Annotated in this window: 20 protein-coding genes; 11 read left to right on the forward strand and 9 right to left on the reverse strand. The window is 71.0% G+C overall.

Annotated elements, in window-relative coordinates; genetic code table 11:
* The first annotated feature begins 1 nt into the window (after position 1).
* From AC27IY_RS44735 to AC27IY_RS44745, 3 genes are read left to right on the forward strand one after another with little or no spacing between them, the layout of a single operon-like run.
* The gene (locus AC27IY_RS44735) at positions 2-823 is read left to right on the forward strand and encodes a carbohydrate ABC transporter permease (protein ID WP_487181697.1); all 822 of its coding nucleotides are present in this window, start codon (positions 2-4) and stop codon (positions 821-823) included.
* Between the two features lie 4 nt (positions 824-827).
* On the forward strand, positions 828-1103 hold the full coding sequence (locus AC27IY_RS44740; protein WP_344209735.1) for a DUF2160 domain-containing protein: 276 nt from the start codon (positions 828-830) through the stop codon (positions 1101-1103).
* A gap of 18 nt (positions 1104-1121) precedes the next feature.
* Positions 1122-2891 (forward strand): ABC transporter substrate-binding protein, encoded by a 1770-nt coding sequence (locus tag AC27IY_RS44745; protein ID WP_423474450.1) that lies wholly within the window; start codon positions 1122-1124, stop codon positions 2889-2891.
* Here AC27IY_RS44745 and AC27IY_RS44750 read toward each other — a convergent pair.
* The 6 genes from AC27IY_RS44750 to AC27IY_RS44775 all read right to left on the reverse strand — a co-directional run bounded on the left by AC27IY_RS44750 (position 2888) and on the right by AC27IY_RS44775 (position 9566).
* Positions 2888-3922, reverse strand: coding sequence for a dienelactone hydrolase family protein (locus AC27IY_RS44750; RefSeq protein ID WP_487181698.1), 1035 nt, complete (start codon positions 3920-3922; stop codon positions 2888-2890). The genes AC27IY_RS44745 and AC27IY_RS44750 overlap by 4 nt on opposite strands.
* Before the next feature lie 40 nt (positions 3923-3962).
* Entirely contained in the window at positions 3963-5243 is a 1281-nt protein-coding gene (locus tag AC27IY_RS44755) for a Gfo/Idh/MocA family protein (RefSeq protein WP_487181699.1), read from the reverse strand.
* An 8-nt stretch (positions 5244-5251) separates the two neighbouring features.
* A complete protein-coding gene (locus tag AC27IY_RS44760; protein WP_423443917.1) occupies positions 5252-6538 on the reverse strand; it encodes an ABC transporter substrate-binding protein in 1287 nt (428 codons plus the stop codon).
* A gap of 48 nt (positions 6539-6586) precedes the next feature.
* On the reverse strand, positions 6587-7456 hold the full coding sequence (locus AC27IY_RS44765; RefSeq protein WP_423443915.1) for a carbohydrate ABC transporter permease: 870 nt from the start codon (positions 7454-7456) through the stop codon (positions 6587-6589).
* The gene (locus tag AC27IY_RS44770) at positions 7440-8399 is read right to left on the reverse strand and encodes a carbohydrate ABC transporter permease (protein WP_487181700.1); all 960 of its coding nucleotides are present in this window, start codon (positions 8397-8399) and stop codon (positions 7440-7442) included. Before AC27IY_RS44770 ends, AC27IY_RS44765 begins: the two co-directional genes overlap by 17 nt.
* Before the next feature lie 213 nt (positions 8400-8612).
* The gene (locus AC27IY_RS44775; protein ID WP_423443912.1) at positions 8613-9566 is read right to left on the reverse strand and encodes a LacI family DNA-binding transcriptional regulator; all 954 of its coding nucleotides are present in this window, start codon (positions 9564-9566) and stop codon (positions 8613-8615) included.
* Between the two features lie 192 nt (positions 9567-9758).
* Here AC27IY_RS44775 and AC27IY_RS44780 point away from each other — a divergent pair, with 192 nt between their 5' ends.
* From AC27IY_RS44780 to AC27IY_RS44790, 3 genes are read left to right on the forward strand one after another with little or no spacing between them, the layout of a single operon-like run.
* Entirely contained in the window at positions 9759-10652 is an 894-nt protein-coding gene (locus AC27IY_RS44780; protein WP_423443910.1) for an NAD-dependent epimerase/dehydratase family protein, read from the forward strand.
* Positions 10649-11521, forward strand: a complete 873-nt coding sequence (locus AC27IY_RS44785) for a 5-dehydro-4-deoxyglucarate dehydratase (RefSeq protein WP_423443908.1) — start codon at positions 10649-10651, stop codon at positions 11519-11521. Before AC27IY_RS44780 ends, AC27IY_RS44785 begins: the two co-directional genes overlap by 4 nt.
* Entirely contained in the window at positions 11518-12573 is a 1056-nt protein-coding gene (locus tag AC27IY_RS44790; protein WP_487181701.1) for a mandelate racemase/muconate lactonizing enzyme family protein, read from the forward strand. The genes AC27IY_RS44785 and AC27IY_RS44790 overlap by 4 nt, the downstream gene beginning before the upstream one ends.
* 32 nt (positions 12574-12605) lie before the next feature.
* Here AC27IY_RS44790 and AC27IY_RS44795 read toward each other — a convergent pair whose 3' ends face one another.
* Together AC27IY_RS44795 and AC27IY_RS44800 are read right to left on the reverse strand one after the other, a co-directional pair.
* Positions 12606-13796, reverse strand: coding sequence for an RNA-guided endonuclease InsQ/TnpB family protein (locus tag AC27IY_RS44795; protein WP_423474439.1), 1191 nt, complete (start codon positions 13794-13796; stop codon positions 12606-12608).
* Positions 13783-13956, reverse strand: coding sequence for a hypothetical protein (locus AC27IY_RS44800; protein WP_487181702.1), 174 nt, complete (start codon positions 13954-13956; stop codon positions 13783-13785). The genes AC27IY_RS44795 and AC27IY_RS44800 overlap by 14 nt, the downstream gene beginning before the upstream one ends.
* A gap of 247 nt (positions 13957-14203) precedes the next feature.
* Here AC27IY_RS44800 and AC27IY_RS44805 point away from each other — a divergent pair, with 247 nt between their 5' ends.
* Positions 14204-16129, forward strand: a complete 1926-nt coding sequence (locus tag AC27IY_RS44805; RefSeq protein ID WP_487181703.1) for a DUF6807 family protein — start codon at positions 14204-14206, stop codon at positions 16127-16129.
* 50 nt (positions 16130-16179) lie between these two features.
* Here the strand turns inward: AC27IY_RS44805 and AC27IY_RS44810 are convergent, their stop codons facing one another.
* Entirely contained in the window at positions 16180-16905 is a 726-nt protein-coding gene (locus tag AC27IY_RS44810; RefSeq protein ID WP_487181704.1) for a TetR family transcriptional regulator, read from the reverse strand.
* Positions 16906-16994: 89 nt separating this feature from the next.
* Between AC27IY_RS44810 and AC27IY_RS44815 the strand changes: the two genes are divergently transcribed.
* The 4 genes from AC27IY_RS44815 to AC27IY_RS44830 are packed head-to-tail and all read left to right on the forward strand — an operon-like array spanning position 16995 to position 22407.
* The gene (locus AC27IY_RS44815) at positions 16995-18623 is read left to right on the forward strand and encodes an ABC transporter substrate-binding protein (protein WP_423474433.1); all 1629 of its coding nucleotides are present in this window, start codon (positions 16995-16997) and stop codon (positions 18621-18623) included.
* Positions 18620-19558, forward strand: a complete 939-nt coding sequence (locus tag AC27IY_RS44820; protein WP_344209764.1) for an ABC transporter permease — start codon at positions 18620-18622, stop codon at positions 19556-19558. Before AC27IY_RS44815 ends, AC27IY_RS44820 begins: the two co-directional genes overlap by 4 nt.
* A complete protein-coding gene (locus tag AC27IY_RS44825) occupies positions 19551-21443 on the forward strand; it encodes a dipeptide/oligopeptide/nickel ABC transporter permease/ATP-binding protein (RefSeq protein WP_449948460.1) in 1893 nt (630 codons plus the stop codon). Before AC27IY_RS44820 ends, AC27IY_RS44825 begins: the two co-directional genes overlap by 8 nt.
* Positions 21433-22407 (forward strand): ABC transporter ATP-binding protein, encoded by a 975-nt coding sequence (locus tag AC27IY_RS44830; RefSeq protein ID WP_449948457.1) that lies wholly within the window; start codon positions 21433-21435, stop codon positions 22405-22407. Before AC27IY_RS44825 ends, AC27IY_RS44830 begins: the two co-directional genes overlap by 11 nt.
* Positions 22408-22410: the final 3 nt, after the last annotated feature.

Consider the following 22410-nt stretch of genomic DNA (forward strand, 5'->3'; position numbering starts at 1 on the left):
GATGGCGCGGACCACCGGCGGGCGGCTCCCCTGGGCGCGCACGGTCTTCTGGCTGTACGTGGCGACGCTCATGCTGCCGCTGCTGTGGATGTTCGGCATGTCGGTCCGCCCGAACGACGACATCCTCGGCAGTTTCTCGCTGATCCCGCAGCGGGTGACGTTCGAGAACTACCAGACCTTCTTCGGCGACCCGTCGTGGTATTCGAGCTATCTCAACTCGATCGTCTACACCTCGATGAACGCGGTGATGTCGCTGGTCGTGGCGCTGCCGGCGGCGTACGCGTTCTCGCGCTTCCGCTTCGCCGGCGACAAGCACCTGTTCTTCTGGCTGCTGACCAACCGCATGGCGCCGCCCGCCGTGTTCCTGCTGCCGTTCTTCCAGATCTACCAGGCCGTGGGCCTGTTCGACACGCATCTCGGCGTGGCCGTCGCGCACATGCTGTTCAACGTGCCGCTCGCGGTGTGGATCCTGGAGGGCTTCATGTCCGGCATCCCGCGCGAGATCGACGAGACCGCGGCCGTGGACGGCTACTCGCTGCCGCGCTTCTTCGTCCGGATCTTCCTGCCGCTGATCCGCTCGGCCATCGGCGTGACGCTGTTCTTCTGCTTCATGTTCAGCTGGGTCGAGCTGCTGATCGCGCGGACCATCACGTCGGTGGACGCCAAGCCGATCGCCGCGACCATGACGAGGACGGTCAGCGCGGCCGGGGTCGACTGGGGGCTGCTGGCCGCCGCCGGGGTGCTCACGATCGTGCCCGGCGCGGTCGTCATCTGGTTCGTGCGCAACTACATCGCCAAGGGCTTCGCGCTGGGGAGGGTGTAGCCGGATGTTCGAGTGGATGGTGTGGACCCCGCCGACGGCGCTGGTGTTCGCCGGGCTGGCGCTGCTGCTGGTCGTCATGACGGTCTGGGGGCACTTCTCCCCTCCCGTGGCCAGGCGGGGGTTCCTGCGCGTCGAGACCGACCGCGGCGACCGGCTCTACATCGGGCTGATCGGCGCGGCGGTCGTACTGGTCGGCTGGATGGCCGTCACCGACCTGTCCATGTGGCTCGCGCTCGGCTGCGCGGTCCTCGTGGTGGTCGTGATCGGGATATGGGGCTGACAGGAGAGGAGCCCAGCGATGACGCATCGGGCAGGCAGGTCCGTGGCCGCGGCACTGGCCGCGCTGACCCTCGCGGCCACCGCCTGCGCGCAGGGCGCGCAGCGGCCGTCGAGCGACTTCCGTGAGGCCGACGGCAAGGCGGCGGCGCAGCGGTGGGTGGCGCGGGAGTTCACCCCGAGCACGCTGTCGAAGGACCAGCAGCTCGCCGAGATGGACTGGTTCATCAAGGCCGCGGCCCCCTACCGGGGCATGCAGATCAACGTGGTGTCGGAGACGATCACCACCCACGAGTACGAGTCCCAGCAGCTCGCCAAGGCGTTCACCGAGATCACCGGGATCAGGATCAAGCACGACCTGATCCAGGAGGGCGACGTCATCGAGAAGCTCCAGACCCAGATCCAGGGCAACCAGAACATCTACGACGCCTACGTCAACGACTCCGACCTCATCGGCACCCACTCGCGCGGCACGTACGTGCTGCCGCTGTCGGACTACATCGCCGGCGAGGGCAGGGACGTCACCTCGCCCACCCTCGACCTGAACGACTTCATCGGCATCAGCTTCACCACCGGCCCGGACAAGAAGGTCTACCAGCTCCCCGACCAGCAGTTCGCCAACCTCTACTGGTTCCGCTACGACTGGTTCACCGACCCGGCGATCAAGAAGCAGTTCAAGGACCTGTACGGCTACGACCTCGGCGTCCCGGTCAACTGGGCGGCCTACGAGGACATCGCCGACTTCTTCACCAACAAGGTCAACGGCGACGGCACCATCGACGGCAGGAAGGTCTACGGCCACATGGACTACGGCCGCAAGGACCCGTCGCTGGGCTGGCGCTTCACCGACGCCTGGCTGTCGATGGCGGGCAACGGCGACCCCGGCATCCCCAACGGCCTGCCCGTGGACGACTGGGGCATCCGGGTCGAGAACTGCCGCCCGGTCGGCTCGTCCGTCACCCGTGGCGGCGACACCAACGGCCCCGCCTCGGTGTACGCGCTGGTCAAGTACATCGACTGGCTGAAGAAGTACGCGCCCAAGGAGGCCGCGGGCATGAACTTCAGCGAGTCGGGCCCGGTGCCCGCCCAGGGCGCCATCGCGCAGCAGATCTTCTGGTACACCGCGTTCACCGCCGACCTCACCAAGCCCGGCCTGCCGGTGGTCAACGCCGACGGCACGCCGAAGTGGCGGATGGCGCCGAGCCCGCACGGGGCGTACTGGAAGGACGGCCACAAGCTCGGCTACCAGGACGCGGGCGCGTGGACGTTCCTGAAGAACACCCCGAAGGAGCGGCGGGCCGCCGCCTGGCTGTACGCGCAGTTCGTCACGTCCAAGACGGTGTCGCTGAAGAAGACGATCACCGGGCTGACCTTCATCAGGGACTCCGACATCAGGAGCGCGTACTTCGACGACAACGCCAAGAAGTACGGCGGCCTCATCGAGTTCTACCGCTCCCCCGCCCGCAAGCAGTGGACCCCCACGGGGACGAACGTCCCCGACTACCCCAAACTCGCCCAGCTCTGGTGGCAGAACGTGGCCACCGCGGTGACCGGCGAGACCACGCCGCAACAGTCGATGGACAACCTCGCCAAGCAGCAGGACGAGATCCTGTCCCGGCTGGAGCGGGTCGGCTACGGCGGCGCCTGCGCGCCCAAGCTCAACCCCGAGCAGCCCGCCCAGCAGTGGCTGGACCAGCCGGGCGCGCCGGTGGCGAAACTGGCCGACGAGCGCGGCAAGCCCGCCACGGTCGACTACGACAAGCTCCTCGCCCAGTGGAAGAGCGGCAACTAGGCGAGGGCGCCGGCCAGCCAGTCGAAGGCCCGCTCCTGCATCGGCACGTCGAAGCTGTGCGGCACGTCGGCGAAGACCGCCTCGTACGCGCCGGGCGCGTCCCGGTAGCGGGCGGCGATCGTCTCGTGGGCGCGGCGCATGCCCGCGGCGGGGAACAGCTCGTCGCGGGTGGCGTACTGGACCATGAGCGGGGCGGGCGCGCGGGCGGCCATCAGGTCGGGCCAGTCGGCCAGGCGCGGCAGGCCCGGCGGGTAGAACATCCAGGTGTGCCGGGCCACGTGCCCGTCCAGCAGGTCGCGGTAGCTGCTGGCCATCGCGGCCACCACGACCGCGTCCATGTGCTCGTCGAACGCGCCGAGCAGCCCGGCGCGCAGGCCGCCGCCCGACAGGCCCGCGCAGCCGGTCCTGGACACGTCGGGACGGGAGCGCAGGTACGCCGCGGCGGCCAGGTCCTCGCCGGCGACGACCCCGGTGAACGAGGTGCCGAGCACGGCGCAGTGCTTGGCCACCACGTGCTCGTGGGCGCGGGCGGCGGCGTCGTAGCGGTCGGCCTCGCTCTCCGGCCCGGGCGGGAGGTCGAGCGGGAAGCGGCGGCTGCCCCACACGAACACGTCGTGCGCGAGGACCACGAAACCGCGGCGGGCCAGGGCGTTGGCGAACGCCCGGCCACCGTAGAGCTCCGCGCGCAGCCGCGCCACCTCCGGTGACGGGCCCTCCGGGGCGTCGGCGATCTTCTCCTTGCCGGCCCACTTCATGCCGGCGTGGCAGTGCAGGGCCACCACGCCGGGGAGCGGGCCGGTCGCGTCGGCGGGCTTGAGCAGGAAGGCGCGGGTGCGCGGGCCGAAGCCGACGGACCAGGACAGCTCCTCGCCGTACAGGTCGCCGTCGGTCCAGGAGCGCTCCACCCGCACGTCCTCGGCGTGCAGGTCGAGCACTCCCATCGCGTCCCGCGCCGCCTCCCGCAGCCGCGGGCCGGGCTCGGGGTAGAGCCCGAACTGCGCCCCGGCGACCCCGGCCAGCTCCCGGAACACCGCCCCCTCCCCTCGGACGACCGGAGGCGGGGTGGGAGGGTCAGCTGACACGGGTGCCGTGGTCCGACAGGTGGACCGGGGCGCCGGTGCGGGCGGAGACCGTGGCGGCGACGCCGGTCAGCACGCTGCGGATGCCGTCGCGGTAGCCCGCCTGGCGGGCCAGCGGGTCGTTGTCCGGCCCGCGGAAGACGTCGTTCAGCAGCAGCCGGTCGCCTCCCCCGTGGCCGCCCGCGCCGCTCTCGATCGGGATCTCCTCCGGCTCGCGCCAGTGCCGCCGCAGCAGCAGCCGCTCCGACGAGCCGGTGGCGTGCTCCTTGGCCGCCGCGCTCGGGTCGATGGCCGCGTGCGGCGGCGTCCACTCCCGCTCGACGACGTCCAGCTCCAGCCGCCCGGCGGTGCCGTTGAAGGCGACCCGGTAGCCTTCCCACGGAGCGTGGGCGTGCAGCGAGTAGGTGAGGACCGCCCGGTTGGTGTAGCGCACCAGCACCGACATGTTGTCGTCGATGTCGATGCCCTCGCCGAAGACGTCCTGGTCCCGGACGTAGCCGTCCTCGTGCTCGGCGTCCAGGTAGAGGCGCTTGAGCCGTTGGTCGGCGGAGATGTCCAGGATGAACGGGTCCGAGCCCAGCCCCGGAGCGCCCTGCCCTCGCGCGGGACGCTCGCCGAGACCGCGCTTCCTGGCGTTGTCCGCGCCGTAGAACCGCAGGTCGGTCTGGGCGAAGACGAGCTCGGGCGCGGCGTCGAGCCACCAGTTGACCAGGTCGAAGTGGTGGGTCGACTTGTGCACGAGCAGCCCGCCCGAGCTGGCCCGCTGCCGGTGCCAGCGGCGGAAGTAGTCGGCGCCGTGGATGGTGTCCAGCGTCCACTCGAAGTGCACGGAGGTCACCTCGCCGATCGCGCCCTCCATGAGCAGCCGGCGCACCGCGGAGTTGCGCGGCGAGTAGCGGTAGTTGAAGGTGACGATCAGCTTGCCGCTGCTGCGCTCGGCGGCGGCGGCGATGGCCGCGCAGCCCTCGGCGTCCACGGTGAGCGGCTTCTCGACGATGACGTCCCGACCGGCGTCGAGCGCCGCGCACACGTAGCGGGCGTGCGTGGCGTCGACGGTCGTGACGATGACCGCGTCGGCGAGCTCGAGCACCTTGTCGAACTCATCGGGCGCGAAGCACGGCACCTCCTGGCCGATCCGCTCGACGTAGTAGTCCATGCGGGTCCGGTTGAGGTCGCACAGGGCGACGATGGTGCCGGCGTCACGCCACTCTCCGAGCAGCGCGTCGACGTACATCTGCGCGCGGTGCCCGAGCCCGACGAACGCGTACCTCATGTCTCTCCTTAGCCGGCGATGGAGGCGTTCGCCTCCGTGATGAACTTCTGGGCGGCGTCGTCAGGCGTCATCCGGCCGAACATGACCTCCTCGGAGTACCGGGTGAGGATGTCCTCCATGGCGCTCGCGCCCTTCGGCGGGGCGGCCGGCGGGTCGGACATCTCGCCGCGGGTCTTGTCGAGGAAGTCGAGCGTCTTCTTGTCGGCCTCGGGCAGCTTGTCGCGGACCGCCGCCAGCACCTTGGAGCTGGCGGGCAGGCCGCGGTCGCTGAGGATGATCTGACCCGCCTCGGGGTCGTTGACCATGAAGTCGATGAACTTGGCCGCCTCGGCCGCGTGCGCGGACTTGGAGGAGGCGGTGTAGAACATGGCGGGCTGCAGGAACATGCCGCCCGTCGTCGCGCCCTGGACCTTCGGCATGCGCAGCAGCTCCAGGTTCTGGCCGGACGCCTTCGCCGCCGCGCCGAGCTGGTTGCTCCACCACATGCCCATCGCGCCGCTGTTGGTGCCGAGCAGCGACTGGTCGATGCTGGTGGCGCCGATCTCGGAGCTCTTGGCAGCGTCGGGGGCGCCCTTGGTCTTGATGAGGTTCTGCATGATGCCCCACCAGTCCTTGATGGTCTGGGGGCTCAGGCCGAGCTTGTTGCCGTTGTAGAAGGGCTCGCCCTTCTGCGCGGCGTAGATCTGGAGGTAGGCCGGGTTCCAGCTGAGCTGGGTGCCGATCTGCTTGCCGCCGCTCCCCGAGGTGATCTTCGAGGCGAACTGCACGAAGTCGTCCCAGGTCCACGAGGTGTCGTCGGGCAGCTTGGCGCCGCTGCTCTCGACCGCGGCCGGGTTGACGATCAGCGAGAACGCGTTCACGCCCGTGGGGATGGCGAACTGCTTGCCGTCGATCGCACCCGTGGACAGGACCTTGGCGTCGATGTCGGCCGTGTTGACCTTGCTGGCCAGGTCGGCCAGCGTGCCGCGGTCGGCGTACTCGCGCAGGCCGCGGATCTCCAGGGTGATCACGTCCGGGGCGTCGCTGCCGGCGACCTTCGTGGACAGCGTCTCGTAGTAGCTGGCGAAGTCGGAGAACTCGCCCTCGACGTCGATGTTGGGGTTCTTGGCCTCGAACTTCTTGATGGCCTCTTCGGTCATCTTCTGCCGAGCGTCGCTGCCCCAGTAGGAGAAGCGCAGCTTGATCTTGCCGTCGGCGGTCTCGCCGCCGCTGCCGCCACTGCCGCACGCCGCGGTGACCGCCAGCACGGCGGTGGCCAGCAGCGCCGCCGACCACATCTTCTTGCCAGAGCTCACGGCTCTACCTCCTAGGGGGTGTTCGGTTGGGGGGTGGGGAGGAAAGGACTACTTCAGGCCGGTGGTGGCCACGCCGCGGATGAGGTACTTCTGGCCGACCAGGAAGAAACCGAAGATCGGCCCCAGCGCGAGGATCGACATGGCGAACATCGGCCCCCAGGACGAGTCGCTGCTGGCGTCCAGGAACGTACGCAGTGCCACCGGAACGGTGAAGTTGTCCGGATTGTTGAGGTAAAGAAGCTGGCTGAGGAAGTCGTTCCACGTCCAGATGAACGTGAAGATCGCGGTCGTGGCCAGGGCCGGCAGGCAGAGCGGCATGACGACCCTGAGATAGATCCGCCAGTATCCCGCCCCATCGATCTCGGCCGCCTCGTCCAGTTCTCTGGGCAGTGTACGGATGAACTGCACCATCAGGAAGACGAAGAACGCGTCCGTCGCCAGCACCTTCGGCATCACCAGTGGCCAGATGGTGTTGATCATGCCGAGCTCGGAGAACATGATGTACTGCGGCACGATCACCACGTGGTGCGGCAGCATGATCGTGCCCAGCATGAGGGCGAACCAGAGCTTCTTCAGCGGGAAGTTCAGCCGGGCGAAGGCGTACGCGGCCAGCGAGCAGGCCACCAGGTTCGCCACCACCGACAGCGCGGTGATCACGGCCGAGTTCCACAGGTAGTAGCCGAAGGGGTGCTTGAGCGCGTACCAGCCCTCGGTGTAGTTCTCCAGCGTGACCGTGCTGGGCAGCAGGCCGGGCTCACGGAAGATCAGCTCCTCCGGCTTGAGCGAGCTGGAGATCATCCAGAGCAGCGGGTACAACATGACCAGGCCGAAGCCGATCAGCAGCACGTGCTTGACCAGCGGTCCGCCCTTGAGCGGGCGGAACAGGACCGGGACCGGCCGCCTACTTGTCGTCGCCATAGAAGACCCAATACTTGGAAGCGAGGAAGTTCACCCCGGTGAGGGCCGCGATGATGAGCAGCAGGACCCACGCCATAGCGGCGGCGTAGCCCATGTCGTAGCTCTTGAAGCCCTTGAGGTAGAGGTAGAGGGTGTAGAAGAGCGTCGAGTCGGCCGGGCCGCCCTTGCCGTTGCTCACGATGAAGGCCTGCGTGAACGACTGGAACGACTTGATGATCTCCAGCACGAGGTTGAAGAAGATGATCGGCGTCAGCAGCGGCATCGTGATCGACTTGAACTGGCGGAACACGCCCGCGCCGTCGACCGACGCCGCCTCGTAGTAACTCGACGGGATCTGGCGCAGGCCGGCCAGGAAGATGATCATCGGGGCGCCGAACGTCCAGACGTGCAGGAGGATCAGCGTGCCGAGCGCGGTGTCCGGGTCGCCCACCCAGCCCTGGCCCTCGATGCCGAAGATCCCGAGCACCGCGTTGACCAGGCCGTCCGCGCCGAACACCTTGCGCCACAGGATGGCGATGGCGACGCTGCCGCCCAGCAGGGAGGGCAGGTAGAAGATCGAGCGGTAGAACGACAGACCGCGCAGTCCGCGGTCGAGCACCAGTGCCAGTGCGAGGGCGAAGGCCAACTGCAACGGGACCGAGACGACCACGTAGATGGTGGTCACCTTGAGCGAGGCGATGAACCTCGGGTCCTCGGTGAACCTCCTGACGTAGTTGTCCAGCCCGATCCACTTGGCCTCCTGGAGGAGGCTGTAGTCGGTGAAGGAGAGGTAGAGCGAGGCGAAGATCGGACCGATCGTGATGACGAGCAGGCCGACGAACCAGGGCGCCAGGAAGAGGTAGGCGGCCCGCGCCTCACGGCGGGAACGTTGGGTGGAGCGGTGACCGCCCTGCGCGGGTGGACTCGCCGCCTTCCGGGGCTTCACCGCCACCGAGTCAGCCATGACGGAACTCATTCGTCATCACGGACCTTCCGGCGAAATGTGAATGGATAGCGCTTTCCTATAGCTGCCGGGAAAGTTACGTCAACCCTTTGCAGGCGTTACATAGCCGTTACCGATATATCGCCACAGCGTTTCCCCTGGTGACACGGGTGCCCTCCGGAGAAGTCAGACGAATTTACTTCTGAGTTAGTACAACCGGTTGCAGCAGGCACGCTATCGTGGCGCTGCCGTCGAGTCCCTGACGACCAGCCTGGTCTCCAGCGACGTCGTGGCGGCCACCTCCTGGATGAGCAGGTCGACCGCCAACCGCCCTGCGGCTGCCGTCGGCATCGCCACGGTGGTGAGCTTGGGCCGATTGAGCCGTCCTGGAACGATATCGTCGATTCCCACCACGGAGACGTCCGCCGGCACCTCCAGCCCGAGATCGCCGAGCCCCTCGATCAGCCCGATGGCCACGAGGTCGTTGTAGGCGAGCACGCCGGTCACCCCCGACTCGCGCACCCGCTCGGCGGCGCCGAAGCCGCCCCGCTCGGTCGGCGCGTTCGGCCCGATGACCACCAGCTCGACGCCGCGCACCTGCTCGGCGGCGGTGCGGATCTCGTCGCTCGTCCACGAGCCGGCCGGCCCCGTCACCAGCGCCACCCGGCGGTGCCCGAGCCCGGTCAGGTGCTCGACCGCGAGCCTCGCCCCGTGCCCGACGTCCATCAGCACCGTGGCCGCGCCGCGCAGCCGCCGGTTGATCACCACGAACGGCACCCGCTCGGCCAGCCGCTCCAGCACCTTGTTGGAGGAGCGCGGGCTGCACAGCACCACGCCGTCCACCTGTTTGGAGAAGGCCTGGATCAGCTCCTCCTCGGCGGCCGGCTCCTCGTCGGTGTCGGCCACGAACAGGTGGTAGTCGCGCTGCCTCGCGGCCGCGTGCGCCGCTTTGATCAACGGGGGGAAGAACGGGTTGGCGATGTCTGCCACGATGAGCCCGAGGTTGTGCGTACGCCCGGTCGTGAGCGCCCGCGCCGCCCTGTTGGGGCGGTATCCCAGCTCCTCGGCCACCGTCAGCACCCTGCTACGGGTGGCGGCGTTGACCATGTGGGGCGCGGAGAACGTCCGCGACACCGTGGACACATGCACGCCGGACGCCCGGGCCACATCACGAATCGTCACTGTCACAAAGGCTCACCCTAACGCAACCGCTTGCAGAACCCATGGGTACGCTGAAAGCGCTTGCCGGTCCACCCCATGCCCGGGTCGGCCGGAAACCCCCTGGTAGCACCAGCGCCACGAAATCCCCTCTTGACGCCCCGGCCCTGGGGACACAAAGGTTTAGTGCAACTGTTTGCAGTCTTGAAGGAGCCCCTCACGGTGAGCAGAGTCCTCGTCACCGGAAGCGCAGGACGCCTCGGCCGCAGTGTGGTCGCCACGCTGGCGGCGGCCGGGCACGAGGTCATCGGCGTCGACAGCGCCCCCGGGACACCGGCGGAGGCCGCGGCCGTCTTACCGGCCGACCTCACCGACACGGGAGAGGCGTTCGAGGTCGTCGCGCGTTTCCGCCCCGAGTCGGTGATCCACCTCGCGGCCATCGCCACGCCGTTCAGCCGCCCCGAGTCGGTGATCTTCAAGGTCAACACGCAGCTCGCGTTCAACGTGTGCGAGGCCGCGGTGACGCTCGGCGTGCGGAACGTGGTGATCGCCAGCAGCCCCACGGTGATCGGCTACGGGGCGCCGGGCGGATGGGCGCCGGCGTACCTGCCGATCGACGAGGAGCACCCGGTGCGGCCCTGGAACGCGTACAACCTGTCCAAGGTGGCCGCCGAGCAGACCATGAAGACGTTCGCCGAGGCCGGCACCACGCACTTCGCCGCCATCAGGCCGTGCTTCGTCATCGCCCCCGAGGAGTGGGCCGGCGCCCCCACGCAGTCGGGCCACACGCTCACCGAGCGGCTGGACCGGCCCGAGCTGGGCGGGGTGTCGCTGTTCAACTACGTGGACGCCCGCGACGCCGCCGAGTTCACCGGCGTGCTCATCGAGGCGCTTCCCGAGCTGCCGAACGGCGAGGTGTTCTTCGTCGGCGCCGCCGACGCCCTCGCCAGGGAGCCGCTGGCCGAGCTGCTTCCCCAGGTGGTGCCGGGCACCGAACCGTACGCGGCGGGGCTCACCGGCGCCTCCCCCGCCTTCTCGACCACCAAGGCAGAGCGTCTGCTCGGCTGGCAGGCCAAGCGGAGCTGGCGAACCGAGCTCAAGGAAGACTCAGAATGAATCTCAGCGGTGTGCTGTTCTTCCCCGTCACCCCCTTCGACGCCGAGGGCGGGCTCGCCGAGGAGGTGCTGGCCGAGCACATCAGGCAGGGCCTGGAGCACGGGCCGGGCGGCGTGTTCGCCGCCTGCGGCACCGGCGAGTTCTCCGCGCTCTCCGAGGCCGAGCACGAGCGCGTGATCCGGGTGGCGGCCGACGTGGTGCGCGGGCGGGTGCCGCTGTTCGCGGGCGCGGGCGGGCCGCTCGGCGCGGCGCTCAGCCAGGCGCGGGCCGCGCGGGCGGCCGGGGCCGACGGGCTGCTGCTCATGCCGCCCTACCTGGCGCAGGGGCCGGGGCACGGCTTCCGCGCGTACGTCGAGGCGGTCGCGGCCGAGCTGCCGGTGATCGTCTACCAGCGCGGCTCGGTGGTGCTGGAGCCGGAGGCCGTGGTCGAGCTGGCCGGCGTCCCCGGCGTGATCGGGCTCAAGGACGGGCTCGGCGACATCGACCGCATGCAGCGGACCGTGCTCGCGGTGCGCGAGACCCACCCGGACTTCCTGTTCTTCAACGGGCTGCCGACCGCCGAGCTGACCATGCCCGCCTACCGGGGCATCGGCGTGGAGCTCTACTCCAGCGCGGTGTTCGCGTTCGCGCCGGAGATCGCCAAGGCGTACCTGAACGGCGACGAGCGGCTGCTCACCGAGTTCTACGCCCCCCTCGTCCGGCTGCGCGGCAAGGTCCCCGGCTACGCGGTCGCCCTGGTCAAGGCCGGCGTACGGCTGCGCGGCCTGGACGCGGGCCCGGTCCGCCCGCCGCTCGTGGACGTCACCGAGGAGCACCTGGCGGAGCTGGAGGCGCTGATCAAGAGCGGCCTGGAGCTGACGGCGTCATGACGGTCGCCGACCTGCGCACCGAGCTGCGCACCGCCCCGCTCCCCCGCCCGTGGGGCGCCGACGTGCCGGCCAACCACGTGATCGTCACCCACGTGACGCTGAAGGACGGCCGCACCGGCACCGGGTTCGCGTGGACGCCGCAGATCGGCGCGCACGCCGTACGGGCGCTGCTCGACCACGACCTGCGCGAGGCGCTGATCGGCCTGCCCCCGCACCCGGAGGTGGTGTGGGACCGGCTCTGGCGGCACACGCGCGAGGCCGGACCCGGCGGGATCACCACGATCGCCCTGGCCGGGATCGACCTCGCCCTGTGGGACCTGCGCTGCGGCGAGGCCGCCCTGCCCGACGTGCTCGGCCGGCGGCGCGACGAGGTCCCGGTCTACGGCAGCGGCGTCAACCTGCACTACTCGCTGGAGGAGCTGGTCGAGCAGGCCCGCCGCTGGACGGCCGCCGGGCTCCGGGGCGTCAAGATCAAGGTGGGCCGGCCCGACCTGGCCGAGGACGTCGCCAGGGTCGCCGCCGTCCGCGAGGTCATCGGCCCCGACCGGCTGCTGATGATCGACGCCAACCAGCGCTGGGACCTGCACCGCGCCCGGCGGGCCATCGCCGCGCTGCGCGAGTTCGGCCTGCACTGGATCGAGGAGCCGCTGCCCGCCGACGACGTGGCCGCGCACGTGGAGCTGCGCCGCTCCATCGACGTGCCGATCGCCGTCGGCGAGAACGTCTACACCACCTACGGCTTCCGCGACCTGCTGGCCGCCGGGGCCTGCGACGTCGTGCAGCCGAACGTGGTCAGGGTCGGCGGCATCACGCCGTTCCTGCGGATCGCCGAGCTGGCGAGGACGTACGACGTGCCGGTCTACCCGCATCTGCTGAGCGAGCTGTCCGGGCAGCTCGCGCTGGCCCTGCCGCTGCCGGCCATGGCCGAGGACGTGGAGGACGCCTCCTTCGCGGCACTCGGGCTGCTGCGGGAGCCTTACCCGGTGGAGGTTTCGGGAGGAATGTTGCGCGCGGGCGGGCACGCCGGACTCGGACTGAGGTGGACGTGGTGACTCCTCCGCTCCCTGAAGGGAGCGGCTTCTCGCTAGGCCGCTTGCGCAGCCTGACGAAGGGCAAGCCCTGCCCCGCGGATGTTGACCGCGCCGTTCACGTCGGCGTGCGCGGTATGCCCGCACGCCTGACATCGAAACTCGGCTTGGGTGACACGGTTCTCCTTGGCGACGTGGCCGCATTCGGCGCACGTCCGGGAGGTGTTGGCGGGGTTCACCGCGATCCGCTCTCGACCGGCGCTTTCAGCCTTGTACGCGAGGACCCGCAGGAACACCCCCCAGCCCGCGTCCAGGATCGATTTGTTGAGACCGGACTTGGCCGCGACGTTGCGGCCGGGTGCCTCGATCGTGCCGGACGCGCTGCGGGTCATGTTCGTGATCCGCAGGTCCTCGTGCACGATCACGTCGTAGGCGCGCACCAGCGCCAGCGCGACCTTGTGCGCGGTGTCGAGGCGCTGACGGCGTACCTTGGCGTGCAGCGCCGCGACCCTGGCCACCGCCTTACGGCGGCGGTTGGAGCCGCGCTTCTTGCGGGTCAGGTCCCGCTGGGCCACCGCGAGCCGGTCGGCGCAGGCGGCCAGGTGCCGCGGGTTGGCGAGGTGCTCGCCGTCGCTGGTGGTCACCAGCGACGCCACGCCCATGTCGATCCCGCCCGCCGCGCCCGTCGCGGGCAGGGGCTCGGCGGGCACCTCGTCACACGACAGCACCACATACCAGCGCGAGCCCTCCCGCGTGACGCTGATCGTCTTCACCCGGCCCTTGACCGGCCGGTGCTGATGCACCCGCACATGCCCGACACCCTGCAACCGGACGAAGGTGGCAGTGGGATGTTCGGGCTGGGAATCCCACCGGCAGCCGTCACCGTCCTTCGGCCACTGCACCGTGTCGAACCGGCCCCGGCCCTTGAACCGCGGGAACCCAGGCGTGCGCCCAGCCTTGACCCGGTCGAAGAACGCGCCAAACGCCCTGTTCAGCCTGCGCAGCGTGGCCTGCTGAGAGGAGAACGACCACCGGGCCTGACCCTCCGGATCGTCGGCCCGGATGTGCTTCAACTCGCCCGACTGGTCCCTGTATCTGATCGTGACGCCCGCCTTGGCGTAAGCGGTGCGCCGGTGTTCAAGAGCGGCGTTGTACAACTGCCGGTGGTCTTCCAGGCAGGCCGCGAGCGCGATCTCCTGGTGACGGGTCGGACGCAACAGGAACTTGAACGCCCTACGCACGGTCATCCCCGCCGGGGGCGCGCTCGTACTGTGTCTGACTGTTGGGCTGCACCGCGGCGCGCAGGTGGACAGAGGTGAACCCCTTGCCCTTGAACTGGCCGGCCACGTACGAGCGCCAGAGCTGAGGATGTGGCTGGACGAACAGGTGCACGTGGCTGGGCATCACCTGCAGTTCCCCTACCTGCCTGGGGCGCTCGTTCGGGCGGCGGTACGCCGGGCGCCCGGTTGCGCCAGGGCAGGTTCCTACCTGACGAGTCACACAACCAGCATCCAGTACCGCACCTTTGCCATGCTGACGAACGGAGAACTCTGATGCGTGAAGCAGACGGGTCACCACACGCTTGGGCCTTGACGGCCCTCCCGCTCCCGATTTCCCCGTCGCCTGAGGGCGACGGTCCCGACGGGAGGACATGATGGAGAAGGTCGTTCTCGCCGGGGCCAACGGGCACGGCCGGCACCACCTGGGCAACCTGCGCGCGCTGGCCGCCCAGGGGCTCGTCGAGCTGGTCGGGATCTGCGACGTGCGGCCGGTCGAGGTCGACTTCGGCACGCCGCTGCAGTCGCCCGACCTGGGCGAGCTGATCGAGAAGACCGGCGCGGAGTTCACGATCATCTGCACGCCGATCCACACGCACGCCGACCTCGCGGTGACCGCGCTCCGCGCCGGCTCCCACGTGCTGCTGGAGAAGCCCCCGGCACCGAGCCCGGAGGAGCACCGGCGGATCGCGGCGGCGGTCGAGGAGACCGGGCGGGCGCTCCAGGTCGGCTTCCAGTCGCTCGGCTCGGCGGCCGTCCCCGCGCTGCGCGAGCTGATCGCGAGCGGCGCGCTCGGCACCGTGCGCGGCATCGGCGGCGCGGGCGCGTGGGAGCGGCCGGCGGCGTACTTCACCCGCTCGGCCTGGGCCGGCAAGCGCCGGCTGAACGGCGTGGACGTCGTGGACGGGGCGCTCACCAACCCGTTCGCGCACGCCGTCGCGACCGCGCTGGCGCTCACCGACAGCGGCGTGGCCGGCATCGAGACCGAGCTCTACCACGCCAACCCGATCGAGTCGGACGACACCTCCTGTGTGCGGATCCGGCTCGACGACGGGCTGACGATCACGATCGCGGTGTCGCTGTGCGCGGCCGAGCGACACGAGCCGTACCTCGTCGTGCACGGCGACCGGGGCCGCGCCACGCTCGTCTACACCCAGGACCAGCTCCGGGTCGAGCGTGCCGACGGCTCGGTCACCACCACCGTCCACGAGCGCGCCGGCCTGCTGGAGAACCTGATCGACCACGTCAGGACGGGCGCGGAGCTGCTGGTGCCGCTGGCCCGCACCGAGGCGTTCACCCAGGTCCTGGACGCCGTGCGGCGGGCCCCCGAGCCGCTGCCGATCCCCGAGCGGCACCAGGTGGCCGAGCGGGACGCGGCGGGCGAGGTCGTCCGCAGGCTGCTGCCCGGCATCACCGAGCTGACCGCCCGCAGCGCGGACGAGCTGGCGCTCTACTCCGAGCTGGACGCGCCGTGGTCGCGGGTGAACCTGCTGGTCGGCGGCACGGTCGGCGGCACGGAGGTGGCCGCGTACGAGATCCGGCCCGACCTGCCGGCCACCGACTCGCCCCGGCCCTACCTGCACCGGGTGCGCACGCTCGGCGGCGTCGAGGTCACCGAGGTGCGGCCCGAGGACCACGTGCACCACCTGGGCGCGGGCGTCGCGATCTCGGACCTCGGCGGGGTGAACTTCTGGGGCGGGCGCACGTACGTCAAGGACCAGGGGCCGACCTGGCTCGACGACCACGGCACGCAGCGGCACCGGGCCTTCACCCGGCTCGCCGACGACGGCTTCACGGAGGAGCTGGAGTGGGCGGGCCCGGACGGGCGGGTCGTGGCGCGCGAGGAGCGCGTCGTCGCCGCCCGGCCGCTGGGGGACGGCGCCTGGGCGCTGGACTTCGCGTTCACGCTGACGAACCTCACCGGGGCGCCCGTCGAGGTCAACAGCTCGGCCACCAAGGGGCGCGCGGGGGCGGGGTACGGCGGCTTCTTCTGGCGCGCGCCCGGCACGTCCACGGACCGGGCGACGCTCCCGGGCGGCGAGGAGGCCGTGCACGGGAGCCGCGACCGGTGGGTGGCGCTGTCCGGCACCGACCCGGACGGGCGGGACTGGACGCTGGTGTTCGTCCAGGACGACGGGGACGCCTGGTTCGTGCGCAACACGGAGTATCCGGGCGTGGGACAGGCGCTGGCCTGGGACCGGCCGCTGGTCGTCGAGGAACGGCTGAGCCGTAGGGTCGTCACGATCGTCGCCGACGGCCGCCTGACCACCGACCAGGCCGCAGCTCTCGCCGCCCAGGTCTGACCCACGCCCCTCGCCGTCCGTCGGCCCCGGCGCTCGCCGCCCTTCGCCCCCTAGCCGCCGGCTTCGGGGTCGGCGGGCGCGGGGCGGTGGGGGTCGGCGGGCTCCGGCCGGTCTCTCGGCTCCGGCCGATCGGGGTGGCGGGGGGTGGTGGACTCGTGGCGGAGGAGGCGGAGGGCGCCGCGGGACAGGGCCGTCAGGATGTCGGCGCACTCGTCCAAGTCGGGGTAGCGGCCCTCCAGATGGCCGATGGCGAGGGCGTTGGTGGCGGCGTTGATGCCCTCGGCGATCATCTCCAGCCGCCGCCGGTCCCGCTCGTCGTCGGCGGTGTAGCCGAGCGCGGCCAGGTCGGCGGCGTGATGGTCGCGGTAGGCCGCCGCCGTCCGCACCGCGAAGTCCCGGAGCGACGACGACGGGTCGTGCCGCGCCCGCAGCTGGATGCGCAGCAGCTCGGGATGCCGGCAGCTCGCCTCCAGCGGGATGCGGAAGGTCTCGCGGTGCCGGTCGAGGTCGCCGGGCTCCTCGCGGGCCTTGCGCCGGGCCTCGCGCATCGCGCCGCGCAGCCGTTCGCCGCCCTCCTCGGCCAGCACCCGCAGCAGCTCGTGCATGTCCTTGAAGTGCACGTAGAAGCTGGACTGGGCGATCCCGGCCGCCTTGGCGACCTTGACGGTGCTCAGTCCCGCCTCGCCCTCCTGGTCGAGGATCGCGAGCGCGGCCCGGATCAGCCGCCGCCGGGTCTGGTCCTTCGCCTCGCTCCTGCTGAGCGGCGGTGTCGTCATCACGCGGTCCTCTAGGGTCTTGTGCGATTTTTCACCGATAGTACTATCGGTGAAATTGCTCTCGGGGGACGATCCGGGAGGAGGCGTGAATGAAACGCTGGAGAACGCCGGCCACGCTGTTACTGGCCACGGCCGTGCTGCTGGCCTGCAGCGGCCAACGCCCGGTCGCCGGCCCGCAGGGCGGGGCCCCCTCGGCGGCGTCGTCGGGGCCGGCGCAGGGCGGCCGGCTGGTGTACGGGCTGAGCGCCGACGCCAACGGGTTCAACCCGGTGACCGACCAGTTCGCGGCGCAGAGCTACAGCATGGTCACCACGATCATCGAGCCGCTGGTGGCGGTGGCCGCCGACGGGAGCTGGAAGCCGTACCTGGCGGAGTCGGTCACCCCCAACGACACCTACGACGAGTGGACCATCAAGGTCAGGTCCGGCATCGCGTTCACCGACGGCATCCGGCTGACCGGTGACATCGTCAAGGCCAACCTGGAGGCGCAGAAGGCGTCGCCGCTGACCGCGGCGGTGTTCGTGCCCATCAAGTCGTTCGAGCTGGCCGACCCGATGACGGTCAAGGTCAAGCTGTCGCAGCCGTGGGTGGCCTTCCCCTACTACCTGACCACCCAGACCGGCATGATCGTGCCGCCCGCCTCACTCGCCGACCCGAAGACGGCCAGCCTCAAACCGGTCGGCACCGGGCCGTTCCTCTTCAAGGAGTACGTGCCGGACAACCGCATGGTCGTCGTCAAGAACCCGCACTACTGGCGGAACGGGCTCCCGTACCTGGACGAGATCGAGTTCCGCATCCTGCCCGACAGCCAGACCCGCGCGCAGACCCTGGAGGCCGGCGGCATCGACGTCATCGGCACCTCCCGGGACGAGGACCTGACCAAGTTCGGCGCCATGAAGGACGCCTACAGCGTGCACCGGGCCGAGGGCATGGCGGTCGCCGAGTACTTCTTCCTGCTCAACACCGCCGTCGCGCCGCTCGACGACGTACGCGTGCGCAAGGCGCTCGCCCACGCCACCGACCGCAAGACGGTGATCTCGACCCTGCGCGGCGGGCTGACCGAGCCGGCCGACGGCCCGTGGTCGAAGGACTCCCCCTGGTACGCCCCCGGCGGCTACCCCGACTACGACCTCGCCAAGGCCACCGCGCTGGTCAAGGAGGTCGAGGCGGAGAAGGGCCCGATCCGCTTCGAGCTGATCTCCACCCCCGACCCGAACACCATGCAGGGCGTCGAGCTGGCCCAGGACATGTGGCGCAAGGCCGGCATCGAGGTGTCGATCAAGCAGGCCGACCAGGCCGACCTGATCAACCGCGCGATCACCGGCGGCTACCAGGCGACCGTGTGGACGCAGTTCTCCGCCCAGGACCCCGACGGCGAGTACATCTGGATGCACCAGGCGTACGCCAAGCCGGTCGGCGCGATCTCGCTCAACATGACCAGGCTCAAGGACGACCGGCTCAGCAAGGCCCTCGACGTCGGCCGGATCAGCCCGGACGAGGCCACCCGCAAGCAGGCGTACGCGACCGTGCAGGAGCGCCTGCGCGAGCTGGTCCCGTACGTGTTCGTCGACCATCTCAACACCGGTGCGATCATCGCCAGGTCGCGCGTGCAGGGCATCGGCGAGCACACGCTGCCGGACGGCGAGAAGGGGCTGCCGCTGACCGGCTCGCCCATCCCCTACCACCCGTTCACGCAGATCTGGGTCACCCAGCGGTGATCGTCGTCCACCGGCTGGTCCGGCTCCTGATCGTGCTGCTCGCGGTCACCTTCCTGTCGTACGCGCTGCTCAACCTGCTGCCCGGCGATCCGGTCACGCAGATCCTGGGCCTGTCGGCGACGGAGGAGGCCCGCGCGCAGGTGCGCCAGGAGCTGGGCCTCGACCAGCCGCTGCTGGTGCGCTACCTCGACTGGCTGGGCGGGATCGCGACCGGCGACTTCGGCACCTCCTACATCACCAGGATGCCGGTCGCCGCCGAGCTGGCCGAACGCCTGCCCGTCACCCTGGAGCTGCTGGTCGCGGCGCAGGTCATCGCGCTCGGCCTGGCGATCCCGATCGGCGTGGCCGCCGCCCGCCGCGCCGGCCGGGCCCTCGACCAGGCGCTCACCGCCCTCAGCTTCGCGCTGCTGTCCACGCCCGTGTTCGTGCTCGGCGTGCTGCTCATCCTGGTCTTCGCGGTGACCTGGCAGGTCGTGCCGGCGACCGGGTGGACGCCGATCTCGCTCGACCTGGGGTGGAACCTGACGTCGGTGATCCTGCCGGCGGTCACGCTGGGCTGCGGGCAGCTCGCGGTGTACGCGCGGCTGCTGCGTACGGACCTGATCGCCACCCTCCAGGAGGACTACATCACCCTCGCCCGCGCCCGCGGGCTGTCGCCGCGCCGCATCCTGTGGCGGCACGCGCTGCGCCCGTCCGCCATCACGCTCATCACCGCCGTCGGGCTCAACCTGGGCGCGCTCATCGGCGGCGCGGTCATCATCGAGACCCTCTTCGGGCTGCCCGGCGTCGGGCGGCTCATCGTCGACTCCATCTTCTCCCGGGACTACCTGGCCGTTCAGGGAGGCGTCGTGCTGATCTCGGTCGGCTACGTGGCCATCAACGTCGCGGTGGACCTCGTGTACGCCGCCGTGGACCCCAGGATCCGTCGTGCGTAGGGGCCGGCTGAGCACCCGCCTCGGGCTGGGTTTCTGGCTGGCGACCGGCTGGATCCTGCTGGTGCTGCTGGCCGCGCTGCTGGCGGACGTGCTGCCGCTGGCCCGCTACGACGAGACGCTGGCCGGCCCGCCCCGCTCCGGGCCCTCGCCCGCGCACCCCTTCGGCACCGACGGGCTCGGCCGCGACGTGCTGAGCCGGGTGGTGCACGGGGCCCGCGTCTCGCTCGGCGTCGGCCTCGGCGCGGTGCTGCTCGGGCTCGCCATCGGCGCGCCGCTCGGGCTGCTCGCCGGCTACCGCAGGAAGGCCGCCGACGCGGTCATCATGGCGCTGAACGACGTGGCGCAGGCGTTCCCGGCGCTCGTCTTCGCCCTCGCCGTGGTGGCGTTCGCGGGCGCGAGCCTGCGCAACGTGATCATCGTGCTGGGCGTGCTCGGCGTGCCGTCGTGGGTGCGGCTCGTCCGCGGGTCCACGCTCACCTACGCCGGGCGGGAGTTCGTGCTGGCCGCCCGGGTGCTCGGCGCCCGCGACCGGCGCATCCTGTGGCGCGAGGTCGTGCCGAACGTCGCCGTGCCGGCCTCCTCGTACGCCTTCATCGGCATGGCCGTCGTCATCGTCGCCGAGGGCAGCCTGGCCTTCCTCGGCCTGTCGGTCCAGGCGCCCACGCCGACCTGGGGCGGCCTCATCAACGAGGGCCGCACCATCATGGAGGACGCCCCCAACGTGGTCCTCGCGCCGTCGGTCGTGATGTTCCTGACCGTGCTGTCGTTCAACCTGGTCGGCGACCGGCTGCGGGCGCTGACCGACGTGCGGGAGATCGGCCTGGAGCCGGTGCGCCAGGCGGTCGCCGCCGTCCCCGCGCCCGCCGCGCCGCACCCGGTGCGGGACTGCCTGCTCCAGGCCGAGGACGTACGGACGCATTTCGTCACCCCGCGCGGCCTGGTCAAGGCCGTGGACGGGGTCTCCTTCACGCTGGAGCGCGGCCGGACGCTCGCCGTCGTGGGCGAGTCCGGGTCGGGCAAGTCCATGCTCATCCGGTCGATCCTCGGCCTGCTGCCCGGCACGGCGGTGCGCGGCGGCACCGTCTACCTGTCCGGCGACGACCTGACCGCCCGCTCGCCCGTCGAGATGCGCTCGGTGCTCGGGCCGCGTCTCGGGACCGTCTTCCAGGACCCGATGACCGCGCTCAACCCGGTGCGGACCATCGGCGCCCAGGTGGCCGAGCCGCTGCGGGTGCACCTGCGCATGGGCCGGCGGCAGGCGCGCGAGGAGGCCGTACGGCTGCTGGCCTCGGTCGGCATCCCCGATCCCGCCCGCGCGCTGCGCCGCTACCCGCACCAGCTCTCCGGCGGGATGCGGCAGCGGGTGACGATCGCCATGGCGCTGTCGTGCGGGCCCGACGTGCTGTTCGCCGACGAGCCGACGACCGCGCTCGACGTCACCATCCAGGACCAGGTGCTGCGGCTGCTGCACCGGCTGCGCGAGGAGCGCGACATGGCCGTGGTGCTGGTCAGCCACGACCTGTCGGTGGTCGCGCGCTGGGCGGACGAGGTCGTCGTCATGTACGCGGGGCGGGTCGTCGAGCGGGGGCCGGCGGCCGAGGTGTTCGGCCGGCCGCGCATGCCGTACACGGAGGCCCTGCTCCAGGCCGCGCCCCGGCTCACCGACCCGGCGCACCACCGGCTCCGGGTCATCTCCGGCCGGCCGCCCGACCTCGCCGATCTGCCGGCCGGGTGCGCGTTCCGCGCGCGGTGCGCGTACGCCGGGGACCGCTGCGCGACCGAGCAGCCGCCGCTGACGGAGGCGGAGGGGCGCGCGTACGCGTGCTGGCACCCGCTCCCCTTGACCGGGACCACTCTGGAAGGGACGCACGCCGATGGCCGGTAGCGGAAACGCGCACCTGCGCCCCCGTGACGAGGTGCTGCTGCGGGTGGAGGATCTGGTCGTGGAGTTCCCCGCGGGCCGCGCCGGCCGTACGGTGAGCGCCGTCGCCGGGATCAGCTTCGACCTGCGGAGGGGCGAGACGCTCGGCATCGTCGGCGAGTCCGGGTGCGGCAAGTCGAGCGCGGCCCGCGCCCTGGTGCAGCTGCCGCCGCCGCGCTCGGGCTCGGTGCTGCTGGACGGCCAGGAGCTGACCGCCCTGCGCGGCGAGGCCCTGCGCCGGACCCGCCGGCGGCTCCAGATGATCTTCCAGGACCCGATCTCCTCGCTCAACCCGCGGCGCCGCGTCCGCGACATCGTCGGCGAGGGCCCCCACGTGTGGCGGCTGCCCGGCGACCGGGTGGACGAGGTGCTGGAGGCGGTCGGCCTCGACCCGGGGACGGCGGCGGAGCGGCGGCCGCACGAGTTCTCGGGCGGGCAGTGCCAGCGCATCTCCATCGCCCGCGCCCTGATCCTGGAGCCCGAGGTGGTGATCTGCGACGAGCCGGTGTCGGCGCTGGACGTGTCGGTGCAGGCGCAGATACTCAACCTGCTGGAGGACCTCAAGGCGCGCTACCGGCTGACGCTCGTGTTCATCGCCCACGACCTGGCCGTGGTGAAGAACGTGAGTGACCGCGTCATGGTGATGTACCTGGGCAAGGTGTGCGAGCTGGCGCCGGGCGAGGACCTCATCTCGCGGCCCGCGCATCCGTACACCCGGGCCTTGATCGCCTCCATCCCGAGCAGCGATCGGCCGGCGGAGACCCTCATCACCGGAGAGCCGCCCTCCCCCGTCGACCCGCCCTCCGGCTGCCGCTTCCGTACGCGCTGCCCGCGCGCCACGGACCGCTGCTCGCTGGAGGAGCCCCAGATCCGGCAGATCGGCGAAGACCACTGGCTGGCCTGCCACAACCCCGCACCGAACCACTGAGAG

The organism is Nonomuraea sp. B208 (assembly GCF_057536035.1).

What these genes read in the sequence shown, in the direction of transcription:
- AC27IY_RS44795 (WP_423474439.1), bottom strand. Translation starts at nt 13,796, where the DNA reads ATGACCGTGCGTAGGGCGTTCAAGTTCCTGTTGCGTCCGACCCGTCAC.
- AC27IY_RS44770 (WP_487181700.1), bottom strand. Translation starts at nt 8,399, where the DNA reads ATGGCTGACTCGGTGGCGGTGAAGCCCCGGAAGGCGGCGAGTCCACCC.
- AC27IY_RS44790 (WP_487181701.1), top strand. Translation starts at nt 11,518, where the DNA reads ATGACGGTCGCCGACCTGCGCACCGAGCTGCGCACCGCCCCGCTCCCC.
- AC27IY_RS44810 (WP_487181704.1), bottom strand. Translation starts at nt 16,905, where the DNA reads ATGACGACACCGCCGCTCAGCAGGAGCGAGGCGAAGGACCAGACCCGG.
- AC27IY_RS44745 (WP_423474450.1), top strand. Translation starts at nt 1,122, where the DNA reads ATGACGCATCGGGCAGGCAGGTCCGTGGCCGCGGCACTGGCCGCGCTG.
- AC27IY_RS44765 (WP_423443915.1), bottom strand. Translation starts at nt 7,456, where the DNA reads ATGGCGACGACAAGTAGGCGGCCGGTCCCGGTCCTGTTCCGCCCGCTC.
- AC27IY_RS44805 (WP_487181703.1), top strand. Translation starts at nt 14,204, where the DNA reads ATGGAGAAGGTCGTTCTCGCCGGGGCCAACGGGCACGGCCGGCACCAC.
- AC27IY_RS44785 (WP_423443908.1), top strand. Translation starts at nt 10,649, where the DNA reads ATGAATCTCAGCGGTGTGCTGTTCTTCCCCGTCACCCCCTTCGACGCC.
- AC27IY_RS44830 (WP_449948457.1), top strand. Translation starts at nt 21,433, where the DNA reads ATGGCCGGTAGCGGAAACGCGCACCTGCGCCCCCGTGACGAGGTGCTG.
- AC27IY_RS44815 (WP_423474433.1), top strand. Translation starts at nt 16,995, where the DNA reads ATGAAACGCTGGAGAACGCCGGCCACGCTGTTACTGGCCACGGCCGTG.
- AC27IY_RS44735 (WP_487181697.1), top strand. Translation starts at nt 2, where the DNA reads ATGGCGCGGACCACCGGCGGGCGGCTCCCCTGGGCGCGCACGGTCTTC.
- AC27IY_RS44755 (WP_487181699.1), bottom strand. Translation starts at nt 5,243, where the DNA reads ATGAGGTACGCGTTCGTCGGGCTCGGGCACCGCGCGCAGATGTACGTC.
- AC27IY_RS44740 (WP_344209735.1), top strand. Translation starts at nt 828, where the DNA reads ATGTTCGAGTGGATGGTGTGGACCCCGCCGACGGCGCTGGTGTTCGCC.